Below are 14,690 nucleotides of genomic sequence, written 5' to 3'. Positions count from 1 at the left end.
GACGGTTGAATCATATCAAATGGATATTATGGATGAAAATGGATTGATATTGTTAATATACTAAGCTATTAATGATATCGGCGAAAAGACTGCTGTTGTGAAGGCAGTCTTTTCAAATTGGTTTGTGATATGATAAATAGAATAAACAAAAACTAGATTTTATGTTATATTATTCTGATTTCTGTAAGCGTTTTATCCAAAACGGCAAACAAATGGTGTAGAAAGTAGGGGGAGTCATGTGGAAGCCGTTGATTGAGCGTATGAATAATGTAAAAATTAAAAATAAATTGATTTTTGCGTATATCTTTATTGTCGCGCTTCCTGTACTGGGGATTGGTGGGGTCGTAGTAGATTATTTTAGACAATCGGCTCTGGATAATGCGATTGAGCAGACCACCAATAATGTAGAGCGTGTCAAAAATCAAATGGATACTATGTTGCGTGTACCTATTGATATATCTAACAAGCTACTATTTGATTCCAGACTAAGTGATGTGGTCAACACACGCTATACCAAAGTATATGATCTGGTTGTCGCTTATCACAATTATCAGGAATTTCAAGAATATCTGCGTTTGTACTCTGAAATATCAGCAATCCGATTTTACACCACTAACAACACTATTCAGAATAATTTGGAATTTATGAAAGTCAGTAATGAAGTACGTGATAGCAAATGGTATCAGACGGCGATCAATAGTCGCAAGATCAATTGGATTTACCGCAATGATATCGAAATTAGTGAAACTAAAAAACTCAGTCTGGTGCGCAAAATCAACTTTACCGATTATACGACAAATGGTGTACTCGTTATTGAACTCAGCCAGTCCTATCTTAATTCAATTTTGAGTGCAGAACCATTTGAGACAATGATTTTGGATCATAGCGGTTATGTAGTCGCTGCCAAAGATGTCACTTTAATCGGCAAACAGTTGGGTGATCCAGAGCTAGGCATAAGCTCCGATCTACAAGGCAAAGGAATCTATGAACGTGATGTAAAAGGACAGCTTTCGAATATTGTAGTGGATGAAGTGATGCCTGATAGCAGTGATAACGGGTTAAAAATCATCTCTGTATTTGCTAATGAAAGTATAGTTCGGGATTCGAATCGTATTATTCTGATTGGTACCGGATTACTAATATTGATTCTCTGTACTGGATTATTATTTTTATACTTGATCTCACACTTGATTACACGCCGCTTATCCGGTCTAAGTCGTCAGATGAACAAAGTAGGAACAGGCGATCTAAAAGTCGTTTCCCATATTGCAGGAGCTGATGAGATTGGACAGCTTTCACGAAAATTCAACGATATGGTCGTGAGTATACGAACTTTAATGGATCAAGTATATGAATCGAATGAGCGCAATACTCGCTTGGAAGTGAGTCAAAAAGAAATCAGCTTTAAAATGTTAGCCAGTCAAATCAATCCTCACTTTCTATTTAATGCTCTAGAATCGATACGGATGAAAGCTCATATTCGAGGTGAACAAGAGATTGCGTATATTGTGCGTTTGCTGGGTAAATTGATTCGTAATAATTTAGAAATCGGTATGAAAAATACAACTTTACAAGGCGAAATGGAATTAATTAAATCGTATTTGGAAATTCAAAAGTTTCGTTTTGGTGATCGCTTAAATTATGAATTGCTTATCGATCCTCAAACAAAAGAAATATCGATTCCACCGTTAATTATTCAGCCTTTAGTAGAAAATGCGATTATTCATGGTCTGGAAAGTCGGGAAAATGGTGGATTGATTATTATTCGTACATTACGGATTGAACAAGATGTCATGATAGATGTTATCGATAATGGAGCAGGGATAGCAGAGGAACGTTTGCAATGGGTAAAAAATTCACTCCAAGTCAATGAAAGTCAGGAAGGAGATCGTATTGGATTACGCAATGTACATCAGCGATTGATTTTGTCGTACGGTGCAGCGTATGGGCTTCATATATCCAGTATGCTTGGGGAAGGAACTCAAATTTCATTTAAAATACCAGCCACAACCGATCAATTAATGTCAGGGGGCAATAAATAATGTTTAAAGTGATGATCGTAGATGATGAACCCTCGATTCGTGAAGGACTAAAAACGATTATTAATTGGAATGAGATTGGATTTGAAGTTGTTGATGCTGCGGTAAATGGAAGAGATGCAATTCAAAAGTTTGAGCGCTGGAAACCGGATCTAACAATTATGGATATTCGTATGCCGGGAATGAGTGGACTGGAAGTGATTGAACACATTCGTGAGCAACACCAGCAAGCGCATTTTTTAATTTTAAGCGGACATGCTGATTTTGAATATGCACGCAAAGCATTAGGATTTGGAGTTGATGGATATTTACTCAAACCTGTAGATGAAGATGAAATGCAAGATGAACTACGTCGTGTACATGGATCTCTTCATCGGGAGCAACAAGATATGATTATCCATATTCCAGAGACTCCATTATCTGAAAAAGTCGAACAATTATTAGTATCTTCATCATCACAACATCAAAGTGCAACTTCGCTTCAGTTACATTGGGAACGTTACCAATTGATTTTGATCGAATGTAGTCATGTGCAAGGCGATGAAAAAGTAAACTTTTTTACTCAAATGCAAAAGTTGGCTGAATACTCGAATGACGCTTATCATCGTATTGTATTTCGTGCAGGTCCATATATCGGTTTGCTGACAGAGCAAGCGTATATGCAACATCATGAATTAATCCAATTGAAAGAACACATCTGGTCATGGTTACACGATGAACCTGAAATGTATCTAGCTGCAAGTCATGTAGTAACAGACCTTGAAGACCTTCGCTTGATCTATGAAGAAGCATCCACATTGATTGCACAACGCTTCTGGTGTGATGATCATGGTGTCATGTCGACAGAACTTGCTGTAGATCGAGCTACCACTGAGCCACTTGCTGACGTTCCTTTGGCAGGAGAATGGTCAGACCGTCTGTATTATGCTGTCGATATTCGTAATGTGGCTGCCGCTGAGCGAGTGCTGGAAGAATTATGTGATATTTCATGGAAAGCTGGATTATCTGAACGTGAAGTGAAAAGTCTTTGTTCGCATGTGTTATCACTGGCTCTTAGCCGCTTGCCAGCAAGTGTACCGGGTTCTGGTGCCGCTGTGCAACAATGTCTGTCTCTAATCCCTGAATTGTACGCTGTATCGACTACCAGACAGATGATTACATTAGTAGTAAGCCGATTAGAAAAATTGTTACAGTCGATCAATCATGGCACACATGAATCAGTAATGAAGCAGATGACCGATTTTATTCAGCGCAATTATAGCGATAACCTCAAGCTTGAATTATTAGCGGAAATATTTAATTACAATAGTGCGTATCTTGGCAAAATGTTCAAAACACACACAGGCGAATCCTTTAACCATTTTCTAGATCAGGTACGGTTAGAGCAAGCCAAATCGTTGTTGGCACAAGGAATGAAAGTACACAAAGTCGCTTCTCAAGTTGGATATGCGAATGTAGATTATTTTCATAGCAAATTCAAAAAGTATACAGGAATTTCGCCGTCTGCCTACCGGGATCAACAAAATGATGATGTGTAAATCAGTAAAAAAAGTACAATGATTTGCGTGGACTATTACCGCTTATAATCCCACAATCAGGTAAAAATTTGACTTTGAAGAACCAAATGTAAGCGATATCTAATTTTTATATGATTTTATGTATAATTTAGAAGGTATAAATAGAAAGCGCTTTCTTTTATAATCGGTATATACCCCTGAGTCGTATGACAATAGGGATGAAGAAGCGGAACCCGTAAGGGATGAATGATCGATTATAGGAGGGTGGACTGTATTATGGACACAACAACCAAGCGTGCTTCTTCTAATAAGGGAGAGCGAGTATCCAAAACAACGATCAAAAGAGGCGGTGGCTTCTGGAAAGTATTTAAACAGCAGCGCTATCTTTATCTGATGTCACTACCGTTTGTAATCTGGGCTTTCATTTTTAGTTATGTTCCTTTGTGGGGCTGGACAATGGCATTCCAGAATTTTAAACCAGCCAAATCGTTTTTTGATCAGAAGTGGGTTGGATTCGATCAATTTACAGCCTTATTCGCAGATCAACAATTTTACTTAGCTCTGCGTAATACGCTGGCAATGAGTTTTATGGGTCTGATTTTTGGATTTGTTGTTCCTGTTATTTTTGCCATTTTGCTGAATGAAGTCAAAGGCATGTTTTTCAAAAGAACGGTACAGACCGTTTCGTATCTTCCTCACTTTGTATCATGGGTTGTTGTAGCAGGTATTGTAACGAAATCGTTATCGACTGATGGTGGTATAGTCAACGAACTATTAGTATCGATGCATATTATCGATCAGCCGATTCAATTTATGGCTCAAGGGAAATGGTTCTGGGGAATTGTAACCGCTTCAGATATTTGGAAAGAGATGGGTTGGAATACCATTATCTATCTGGCAGCGATCACAGGTATTGACCAGGAACAGTATGAAGCTTCTCGTGTAGACGGTGCTGGACGTTTTCGCCAAATGTGGCATATTACACTTCCAGGTATGCGTACCACGATTACCGTGCTGTTGATTATGTCGATCGGACATTTGGTGAGTATCGGTTTTGAGAAGCAATTCTTGCTCGGTAACAATTTGGTGCAGGATTATTCACAAGTGCTTGATTTGTACGCGTTGAAATATGGATTGGAAATGAACCGTTATTCATACGGTACGGCTATTAGTATTTTCAACTCGGTGATTAGTATTATCTTGTTGTTTACAGCTAATGGAATTTTCAAGAAAACAACCAAAGAAAGCATTATGTAAATAATCTGTATTCAAAAGGAGGCGGGCGACCATGGCAGCAAACAAAGCTTTTAATGCGACCAGAGGCGATAAAATATTTGATATTTGTAATACGATCGTGATGTTAATGGTACTTGTAGTAACGTTATATCCTTTCTTGAACGTACTTGCGATTTCACTTAACCAATCGACAGATACAGTTCGAGGCGGTATTCATATTTTTCCAAGAGCATTTACATTAGAGAACTATGCCACTATTTTTCAATATCAAGGACTGTTAACTGGAGCATGGATTTCAGTATTAAGAACAGTAATTGGGACAGTACTTGGACTGCTTAGTGCTTCAATGCTAGCCTTCACATTGAGTAGAGTCGATTTTCAAGCTCGTAAATTTATTTCAACATTCTTAGCATTAACCATGTATGTTACTGCTGGATTGGTTCCAACGTTCTTGTTAATGAGAGATCTACACTTGATCGGAACATTCTGGGTCTACGTTTTACCAGGAATCGTGAGTGCATTTAACGTATTCATTATCCGTTCCTTTATTGATGGCTTACCGTATGCTTTGCAAGAATCAGCGAAGCTTGATGGAGCGAATGATTTCACAATTTATTGGAAAGTTATTTTACCACTCTGTAAGCCTGTACTTGCAACGATCGCTTTATTCTTAGCAGTTGGACAATGGAACTCTTGGTTTGATACGTATTTGTATAACGCCAGCAGTCCTGAATGGACCACGCTACAATATGAGTTGATGAAAGTATTGCAACAAAGTACACAGCAAAGTGGTGCTGTGAATGCGAACGATATGGCGAAGCAGATGGCAAGTATTTCTCCAGAATCGATTCGAATGGCGATTACGATTGTCGTTACATTACCGATTCTTATCGTATATCCGTTTTTGCAAAAGTATTTTGTCAGCGGTATGACGCTAGGTGCAGTGAAAGCTTAATATAGCTATCGGGTGGTGTGTCACCACCTTAGCATATACTTATTTCTACCCTGTTCTATGATTGAAGGACTATCTATATTCAAAAGGGAGGCAATTTTAATGCCGAGAAAATTATTCAGATATGCTTTGGCACCTATGTTAGTGGTAGCACTAGCAAGTGTAACTGCATGTGGAAGTTCAGATCCAGTAGAAACAGAAACTTCTGATGTGTCCACACCGATCACGATTTCCTTTTTTGGTTCTGATGCGAATCCAACGTGGAATAATATGCAGGATGATGTTGGTAAAGCAATCACCAAAGCAACGAATGTAACGCTCAATGCTGAATATGATGTAAGTGGTGGGGGGACACAGAAGATTGCTTTGATGACAGCTTCTGGTGACTATCCTGATATGATTACTCCTAAAGGTTCGATTAGTAAATTAGTAGAAGCTGGCGCATTGATCGATTTGACTGATCTTATTAATAAATATGGTCCTAATATCAAAAAAGTATATGGAGACGATTTGGCTCGCCTACAATACAGTAAAGAAGATCCTTCTATCTATGTATTGCCAACCAATGCAGGCGTAGGGCAAACAAGCTTTGACGCAGGTGGCGGCTTTGAAGTGCAAAATGCTGTAATGAAAGAACTAGGCTATCCTAAAATCGAAACGGTTAAAGATTTCGAAAAAGTATTAAAAGAGTACAAAGAAAAAAATCCGACAATCAATGGACAACCAACGATTCCATTATCTCTTAATGCAGATGATTGGAAAATTCAGATTACAGTTACAAACCCAGCATTCTTATCAACAGGTGCACCGGATGATGGCGAATTCTACATCGACCCTGAGACCTATGAAGCACAACTTCATTACAAACGTCCTGAAGAAAAAGAATATTTCCGCTGGTTAAATCATATGTATAACGAAGGTTTGTTAGATCCTGAGACATTCACACAAAAAACAGACCAATATAACTCTAAAATTGCAAGTGGACGTGTTCTTGGTCTAATCGATCAAGATTGGGATTACCAACAAGCTGAAAATGCTCTAAAATCTTCAGGTATGAATGAACGTGCATACGGACATTATCCTGTTCAATTAACAACAGAAACAAAAGATCGTTCATTCCAGGATATCGGTGCACCAGTAGGTTACGGTATAGGGATTACTACTTCTGCGAAAGATCCGATCCGCATTATCAAATTCTTGGATTGGATGTCTTCAGATGAAGCTCAAGTCTTGAATCAATGGGGTATCGAAGGTAAGCAGTACAATATGAAAGATGGCAAACGTGTTATTCCTGCGGATGTCCAAGACATGAAAACAAATGATAATACAAACTTTGTTAAAACAACAGGTGTAAGTGGATATACTATATTTGGTGTTCATTATGGTGATGGCGTGAAAGATCCATCAGGTAACTATTACACTACGAATTTCCCTGAACAAATTATTGCAGGTTACACAGCTTCCGAAAAAGAAACATTAAAAGCTTATGGTGCAACAACATGGAAAGACTTATTCCCGCAAAAAGATGAGTTCCCGGTTAAACCATGGGGTGCAGCGTACAATTTACCAGCACCGGATGATCAAGAATACACAGTAAACTTCCAAAAAGGACAAGATATTGTGCGTAAACGTATTCCAGAAGCAATTTTAGCTTCTCCAGAAGAATTTGATGGCATTTACGATGAAATGGTTGCTGAGTTAAGTACAGAACCAATGAAAAAAATGGAAGCATCGTATACACAAATGATCAAAGATACCGTTGAATTGTGGAGCAAACCTGTCACTGCAAAATAAACATCTTAGATAATTGCAAAAGCTGTGATACAGCGCAAAGAGGGGCTTCGGATTAACGAAGCCCCTTTATGTATGAATTTCAAATGTACGAATTTCAATCAGGAGGTCATATACCGATGGATCAAAACAAGCAGTCGTTATGGAAACTATGGTACAACCAACCTGCACAACTCTGGGAGGAAGCGTTACCGATAGGGAATGGTCGTCTAGGAGGCATGGTATTTGGTGGTATACAGCAGGATCGTATTCAATTGAATGAAGATACATTATGGTCAGGGAAACCACGTGAGACAGTCAATCCTAGTAGTCTAGCTGAGTTATCTCATGTTCGAGAACTGATTTTTGATAACCAATTAGAAGAAGCACAATCGATTATTAACACCAGCATGTTAGGGCACGATACTGAAGGTTATCAACCTGTAGGCGACCTGTGGGTTGATATACAATACCCTGCGACTGAACCTGTAATTACAGATTATCGTCGTGAGTTACTGGTAGATCAAGCGCTCACTCGTACATCATGGCAAGCAGATGGACATCGTATCGAAAAAGAAGTATTTGTCAGTCATCCGCATCAAGTGATGGTCTATCGGTTACGTAGTGATGGTCAGCAACCTCTGAATATTCATGTACGGCTAGATAGTGTACAACCACATCAACAGTATGCTCAAGATCATGAATTATCGTTAGCTGGCTATTGCTTGCCAAGTATCGAAGACTATCGCCAGACAGAACCACCTTACGCGTATGATGCACAAGCAGAGCAAGGTATTCAATTTCATGTAGGCGTCAAAGTGTATGTAGATCAAGGACATATTCAAGTAGAAGATCAGCACTTATCTATTCAAGAAGCACATGAAATTATGATTGTATTATCAGTCGTTACTAACTTTGAAGGATACGATCAAGTCCCGGGAAGTAGTGGACGTGTATTAGCAGAAGAATGTGTAGCTATTCTCAATCAAGCGGGAAGTATCGGATACCAGTCATTGTTAGAACAACATCTAGCAGATTATAGTAGTCTATTTAATCGGGTAGAGCTTCAATTAGAAGATGAGCAACATCTGTTAGCATCCGATCAAAGTATAACTGACCAAGAATTACCAACCGATCAGCGACTGCAACAATATCAACAGCATCGTCATGATCCAGATTTAGAAGCACTATATTTTCATTATGGAAGATATTTGTTAATCTCCTCATCCAGACCTGGAAGTGAGCCAGCTAATCTACAAGGGATATGGAATGAACATGTACAAGCTCCGTGGAATAGTGATTACACCACGAATATCAATACACAGATGAATTACTGGCCTGCTGAAGTGTGTCAGCTTTCAGAATGTCATCAACCGTTATTTCGTATGATAGAAGATCTGAGTGTAAGTGGTCAGGAAGCGGCGAAAGTTCATTATGGAGCTAAAGGTTGGACAACCCATCATAATAGTGATCTCTGGCGCTTGGCTGTACCGACTCAAGGCGATGCAAGCTGGGCGTTCTGGCCTCTTGGTGGAATCTGGTTATGTGCGCATCTGTGGGAGCATTATGAATATCATCGTGATCTAGACTTTTTACGGGAAACGGCTTATCCGATTTTGAAAGAAGCTGCTAGGTTTGCACTGGATTGGTTGGTTGAAGATCGTGAAGGCTATTTGGTTACTGTTCCTTCGACTTCACCTGAAAATAAATTTCTAACTGCTTCTGGAGAAGGATGTAGTACATCAGCAGCATCTACGATGGATATGACATTGATCCGCGAATTATTAGATCACTGTATCACCAGCACAACATTGCTTGAAGTCGATCAAGATTGGGCAACTGAGCTACAAGAGACTTATAAGCGCTTATATCCTTTTCATATTGGTCGCCATGGTCAATTACAAGAATGGTACCGGGATTATGAAGAGCATGAACCAGGGCATCGTCATGTGTCTCATTTGTATGGTCTGTATCCCGGGCATGAGATTAATCGTTATCAGACACCTGAGCTAGTAGAAGCTGCTCGTGTCTCGCTAGAACGACGTATTCAGCATGGCGGAGGGCATACCGGATGGAGCTGTGCTTGGCTTATTAATCTGTATGCTCGTTTGTTGGATGGAGAGACTGCACATGAATTTGTAAGTACGTTATTATCGCGTTCTACATATCCGAATCTATTTGATGCTCATCCTCCATTTCAGATTGATGGTAATTTTGGTGGAACCGCAGGTATTGCTGAAATGTTGCTTCAAAGCCATTTACAAGAACTACATCTACTGCCTGCGTTGCCACAAGTATGGAATAAAGGACTTGTGAAAGGGCTACGGGCACGTGGCGGATATACAGTAGATATGCACTGGCAACAAGCACAACTGGTAGAAGTGACAGTAGAATCGCAGTTTCATGGAACCTGTCGCTTGGTGAGTTCTATTGCTCTGCAATTGGAAGATCCATTAACAGCTTCTACATTGACTGAACCTGATGAGCAACAAACTGATTTTGTGCTGGAGTTTACTGCGGAAGCGGGAAGAAGTTATACATTACATGCAAAGGTCTAAAATTCGGGTCTAATCATACAGTTAATCTACGAATATTTTGACGAGAAGTAATGAAAAAATATTTTTTTCTTCTATATATAAATATATTCTTATCAAATATGTAACTATGAATATATTAATAGGGAGATGAACTAAGGCGATATTTTCTGTATTATACAGAGAATGTCGCCTTTTTGACCATGAAATACATACTATTTGACAATAATTTGTAATAAATAATATAGAAATAAGAAGAATATAATTAAATAACGAATCAAAAGGGGCAAATTGTGGTAATAGAGACTATAACAATAGAAACGTAATTTTTAAAGTGCTCCTAGTTTGGAGTAGCAATGGATACTAACATAAGAGGGGAGTGCTTAATATGGCGACAAATACAAAAGGCCGTTCAAATTCACCCGGAAAAAATGCGCGTGGATTAACTCGTTTGCTAACAATTATAGGTTGGATTGCTTTTGTTGTTGGTGTAGTAACGATTATTTTGAATATCCAACCATTTAATGATAACAACGCTGGATTGATGATGGGTATCGGATGTGTAGTAGGAAGTGTATTTATTTACTTTATTGGTAAATCGATCGGTTCTATGCAGGTTCGTAATGAAGAAGGAAAAGAAAGTATCAATGATGATTAAAAAATGAGATTTACGATAAAATAAATCCTTTTTAATTAAATACATGCTCCTTTAAGAATTAATTCTTAAAGGGGCTTTTTTACGGAATCACAATATGATAATATATAAATAATGTGAAAAGATTCACGATAACCTGTTAATAAATTGACAGATTTGTTAACAAGTCAAAAAAATGTGGAATTTACACCTTCTATGGATACGCAAATAGCACACTTAGTGTTAACATAGAAATGTGTGGTTTCAATATTATGAACGTCTTAAACGTTATGTGAGAAAGGGGATTAAGATGAACAAAAAACCGGGTTCTCGTCTTATGATGTGGGTTATGATTATTGTGTCGGTTCTGTCACTCGCTTTGACGGTATGGGCACTTTATGCAGGTAGCCACAATTACTTTGTTCTCGATCCGAAAGGACCTATTGCCGCAGGACAAAGAGATCTAATCGTGATTTCCACGATTCTAACTGCCATTGTTATTGTTCCGGTAACGATACTCACTTTTGTTATAGTGTGGAGATACCGTGACAAACCAGGTAGAAAAGCAAAATATGATCCGGATTTCAACCACAGCACCAAGCTTGAAACCATCTGGTGGGGGATTCCAATCATCGTTATTGCTGTACTTGGTATCGTAACTGTGCGTTACACTTATGCATTAGAGCCTTCTGTAGCGATTCAATCACAGAAGGAACCTATTACAATCCAAGTTGCTTCTATGGACTGGAAATGGTTATTTATGTACCCGGGCGAAGGTATTGCTTCTGTGAACTCTATTACGATTCCAGAAGATACACCTGTACGATTTGAACTGACTTCTGATGCTCCGATGAATTCTTTCTGGGTGCCAGAACTTGGTGGACAAATTTATACGATGTCGGGTATGGCTATGACATTGTATCTACAAGCTGATCATCAAGGAACATTCTTTGGATCAGGTGCTAACTTCAGTGGTGAGCATTTTTCCCAAATGAGATTCGATGTGAATGCTGTATCTGACGAGCAATATCAGACTTGGGTCAACAAAGTTAAAACCGAGTCTAAACCTATGAGTATGGAAACATACCAGTCGCTAACGGTTCCTGGAACTGCTGACAAACAAACGTTTTCTGCATTCCCGGAAGGTCTATTCCAACAACTTGTTACCAAATACTTGCCAGGCGGTTTAGCAGGCGGTAAAGATCGTGCTACTCACACCACTCCTTCTACTCAGATTGATGAGAAACAAAGTGAAGAAGGACAAAGTGATATGGGAACAGGCGATCACGATGGCATGGAAATGAATGATCAAGAAAGCACAGACACGAATACTAGCAATTAAGTTCAGATTTATTTGAAGTTAGTTGTACCGTAGCGTGTGACATAAAAGACAGGGAAAGGAGCTCCCCGATGCTCGAGAAAATTAAAGATTTTGCATCTGACTTTTTCGTCACCGGCGACCCACTAATTTACGGTGCAGATGTATCTATCGGACTTGCGATGATTGCTATCGTTGTGGGACTCACCTATTTCAAAAAATGGGGCTGGTTGTGGCGTAATTATTTAACAACAGTTGACCACAAAAAAATCGGTATCATGTATATTCTTGCTTCGATTTTGATGTTGTTCCGTGGCGGCGTGGATGCCATTATGATGCGTACTCAACTCGCATTCCCAAATCTCGAATTTTTACATCCTGAACATTATAATCAGGTATTTACGACGCATGGCGTAGTTATGATCCTGTTTATGGCGATGCCATTTATGTTCGGACTCTTTAATATTGTTGTTCCTCTTCAATTAGGAGCACGCGATGTAGCTTATCCATTCTTGAACGCATTAAGTTTCTGGTTGTTCTTCTTGGGTGCGATGCTATTTAACTTATCTTTCGTTATCGGTGGTTCACCGGATGCAGGATGGTTGAGTTATCCACCACTATCAGAACTCCAATTTAATCCAGGACCTGGACAGAACTTCTACATCTGGGGTATTCAGATCTCAGGTATTGGTTCCCTTGCAACGGGTATTAACTTCTTGGTAACGATTATCAAAATGCGTGCACCAGGCATGACATTTATGAAAATGCCTATGTTTACATGGTCTGTATTCGCAACATGTATCATTATCATTTTCGCTTTCCCAATTTTGACAGTTACACTAGCACTATTGTTTATCGATAGGTTTGCGGGGGCTCACTTCTTTACACTCGATGGTGGCGGTAACCCGATGATGTATATCAACTTGATCTGGATGTGGGGTCACCCTGAGGTATACATTGTTATATTACCGGCGTTCGGTATTTTCTCCGAAATCGTCAGCGTATTCTCACGTAAAAAGCTATTTGGTTACACATCCATGGTATTCGCCATGTTGATTATTGCATTCGTATCGTTCTTTACCTGGGCGCATCACTTCTTCACGATGGGTTCTGGCGCAGATGTTAATGCGTTCTTCGCATTATCCACGATGCTGATTGCAATTCCTACAGGGGTTAAAATCTTTAACTGGTTGTTTACGATGTATCGTGGTCGAATTCGCTTCGATCTGCCGATGCTCTGGACGATCGGATTTATCCCATGTTTTATTATCGGTGGTATGACAGGGGTTCTATTGTCTGTTGCTCCTGCTGACTTCCAGTATCATAACAGTTACTTCCTAATTGCTCACTTCCACCAAGTTCTTATCGGTGGTGTAGTATTCGGTTACTTCGCTGGTATGTACTACTGGTGGCCAAAAATGTTCGGTTTCAAACTGAACGAAACATTAGGTAGATGGGCATTCTGGTTCTGGAACATTGGTTTCTATGTGTGTTTCATGCCTCAATACCTGCTTGGTCTAATGGGTATGACTCGTCGTATCAGTACATTTGATTGGGACACTGGCTGGGGTCCATTAAACGTTGTATCCACAATGGGTGCATACTTGATGGGTGTAGCGTTCTTGTTCCAAGTTCTTCAAATTGCTTATAGTATCAAAAATCGTGAAGTCGATACGACTGGCGATATCTGGGACGCTCATACTTTGGAATGGAGTATTCCTTCTCCTGCACCAGAGTATAACTTTGCAGTGGTTCCAGTTGTGGATAGTAGAGATCCGCTATGGGTTGAGAAACAGCGTCGTGCGGCTGGTAAGCTTCCGAAAAATCCGCCAAAACCTGTATATGCTCCAATTCATATGCCGAAAAACTCTGCAATTCCAATTATAATGTCAACATTCTTCTTTATTGCCGGATTCGGCTTTGTCTTCTTATGGACATGGATGGCGGTTCTTGGTCTGATTGGTGTAGCAGGTTGTATGATTGCTCGCTCTTTCCAATACGATACCGACTATTACATTCCAGTTGAAGAAATTGAGAAGACGGAAGCATCGATAAGGGGGACGGTCTAATGGCACAAGCTGTATCACAGCATGGTCACGACCATGATCATAGTCATGACCACGGGCATCACGATCCGCAAGAAATGAAACTTCTTGGTTTCTGGATCTTCCTAATTACCGACGTTATCTTGTTCGGTACTTTATTTGCAACATATGTGGTTCTTCATAAAAACACTGCCGGTGGTCCCGGTGGTGCAGAAATATTCGAAATGCCTGGCGTTATCGCTGAGACATTTATCTTGTTAACAAGTAGTTTTACAAGCGGACTTGCTGTACTTGCTATGAACAAAGGAAATGTAAAACAACTTATTTCTTGGTTGATCGTTACTTTTATTCTAGGTGCAGCATTTATCGGGCTTGAAGTAACAGAGTTCGTGAAATTGATTGGAGAAGGACACGGAATCTCTGCAAGTGCATTCCTAAGTGCATTCTTCACACTTGTCGGAACTCACGGACTTCACGTCTCGGTTGGTCTAGTCTGGATGTTGTTATTGATTATCCAATTGTCTCGTCGTGGTATCACTGACGTAACACGCGGTAAAATTAACGTCATCAGCTTGTACTGGCACTTTTTGGACGCGGTATGGATCTTCTTGCTATCCGTCGTCTACTTGTTGGGGGTGATGTAAT

General features: G+C 39.6%; 10 protein-coding genes. All 10 read left to right on the top strand.

The window, feature by feature from the left end; all coding sequences use genetic code 11:
• Nucleotides 1–236: 236 nt before the first annotated feature.
• Nucleotides 237–2,042, top strand: coding sequence for a sensor histidine kinase (locus tag PQ456_RS18780; RefSeq protein ID WP_273613620.1), 1,806 nt, complete (start codon nt 237–239; stop codon nt 2,040–2,042).
• Complete coding sequence (locus tag PQ456_RS18775; RefSeq protein ID WP_273613619.1) at nt 2,042–3,577, top strand: response regulator transcription factor; 1,536 nt, start codon at nt 2,042–2,044, stop codon at nt 3,575–3,577. The genes PQ456_RS18780 and PQ456_RS18775 overlap by 1 nt, the downstream gene beginning before the upstream one ends.
• Before the next feature lie 255 nt (nt 3,578–3,832).
• Nucleotides 3,833–4,813, top strand: coding sequence for an ABC transporter permease (locus tag PQ456_RS18770; RefSeq protein ID WP_273613618.1), 981 nt, complete (start codon nt 3,833–3,835; stop codon nt 4,811–4,813).
• A gap of 31 nt (nt 4,814–4,844) precedes the next feature.
• The gene (locus PQ456_RS18765; RefSeq protein WP_273613617.1) at nt 4,845–5,747 is read left to right on the top strand and encodes a carbohydrate ABC transporter permease; all 903 of its coding nucleotides are present in this window, start codon (nt 4,845–4,847) and stop codon (nt 5,745–5,747) included.
• Between the two features lie 99 nt (nt 5,748–5,846).
• On the top strand, nt 5,847–7,538 hold the full coding sequence (locus PQ456_RS18760) for an ABC transporter substrate-binding protein (protein ID WP_273613616.1): 1,692 nt from the start codon (nt 5,847–5,849) through the stop codon (nt 7,536–7,538).
• A 116-nt stretch (nt 7,539–7,654) separates the two neighbouring features.
• Nucleotides 7,655–10,072 carry a glycoside hydrolase family 95 protein gene (locus PQ456_RS18755; RefSeq protein ID WP_273613615.1) on the top strand — a complete coding sequence of 806 codons (2,418 nt, stop codon included), beginning with the start codon at nt 7,655–7,657 and terminating at the stop codon, nt 10,070–10,072.
• A 364-nt stretch (nt 10,073–10,436) separates the two neighbouring features.
• Complete coding sequence (locus tag PQ456_RS18750) at nt 10,437–10,706, top strand: hypothetical protein (RefSeq protein ID WP_273613614.1); 270 nt, start codon at nt 10,437–10,439, stop codon at nt 10,704–10,706.
• A 286-nt stretch (nt 10,707–10,992) separates the two neighbouring features.
• Nucleotides 10,993–12,024, top strand: coding sequence for a cytochrome aa3 quinol oxidase subunit II (qoxA, locus tag PQ456_RS18745; RefSeq protein ID WP_273613613.1), 1,032 nt, complete (start codon nt 10,993–10,995; stop codon nt 12,022–12,024).
• A 68-nt stretch (nt 12,025–12,092) separates the two neighbouring features.
• Nucleotides 12,093–14,069: a cbb3-type cytochrome c oxidase subunit I gene (locus tag PQ456_RS18740; RefSeq protein WP_273613612.1), complete on the top strand. Its 1,977-nt coding sequence runs from the start codon at nt 12,093–12,095 to the stop codon at nt 14,067–14,069.
• Nucleotides 14,069–14,689 (top strand): cytochrome o ubiquinol oxidase subunit III, encoded by a 621-nt coding sequence (gene cyoC, locus PQ456_RS18735; RefSeq protein WP_273613611.1) that lies wholly within the window; start codon nt 14,069–14,071, stop codon nt 14,687–14,689. The genes PQ456_RS18740 and cyoC overlap by 1 nt, the downstream gene beginning before the upstream one ends.
• Nucleotide 14,690: the final 1 nt, after the last annotated feature.

It is taken from the genome of Paenibacillus kyungheensis (assembly GCF_028606985.1).
GTDB classification, from domain to species: domain Bacteria; phylum Bacillota; class Bacilli; order Paenibacillales; family Paenibacillaceae; genus Saccharibacillus; species Saccharibacillus kyungheensis.
Note: the sequence above shows the minus strand (reverse complement) of the source record. Positions and strands in the feature narration are given on the sequence as shown.

What these genes read in the sequence shown, in the direction of transcription:
- PQ456_RS18780 (WP_273613620.1), top strand. Translation starts at nt 237, where the DNA reads ATGTGGAAGCCGTTGATTGAGCGTATGAATAATGTAAAAATTAAAAAT.
- PQ456_RS18775 (WP_273613619.1), top strand. Translation starts at nt 2,042, where the DNA reads ATGTTTAAAGTGATGATCGTAGATGATGAACCCTCGATTCGTGAAGGA.
- PQ456_RS18770 (WP_273613618.1), top strand. Translation starts at nt 3,833, where the DNA reads ATGGACACAACAACCAAGCGTGCTTCTTCTAATAAGGGAGAGCGAGTA.
- PQ456_RS18765 (WP_273613617.1), top strand. Translation starts at nt 4,845, where the DNA reads ATGGCAGCAAACAAAGCTTTTAATGCGACCAGAGGCGATAAAATATTT.
- PQ456_RS18760 (WP_273613616.1), top strand. Translation starts at nt 5,847, where the DNA reads ATGCCGAGAAAATTATTCAGATATGCTTTGGCACCTATGTTAGTGGTA.
- PQ456_RS18755 (WP_273613615.1), top strand. Translation starts at nt 7,655, where the DNA reads ATGGATCAAAACAAGCAGTCGTTATGGAAACTATGGTACAACCAACCT.
- PQ456_RS18750 (WP_273613614.1), top strand. Translation starts at nt 10,437, where the DNA reads ATGGCGACAAATACAAAAGGCCGTTCAAATTCACCCGGAAAAAATGCG.
- qoxA (WP_273613613.1), top strand. Translation starts at nt 10,993, where the DNA reads ATGAACAAAAAACCGGGTTCTCGTCTTATGATGTGGGTTATGATTATT.
- PQ456_RS18740 (WP_273613612.1), top strand. Translation starts at nt 12,093, where the DNA reads ATGCTCGAGAAAATTAAAGATTTTGCATCTGACTTTTTCGTCACCGGC.
- cyoC (WP_273613611.1), top strand. Translation starts at nt 14,069, where the DNA reads ATGGCACAAGCTGTATCACAGCATGGTCACGACCATGATCATAGTCAT.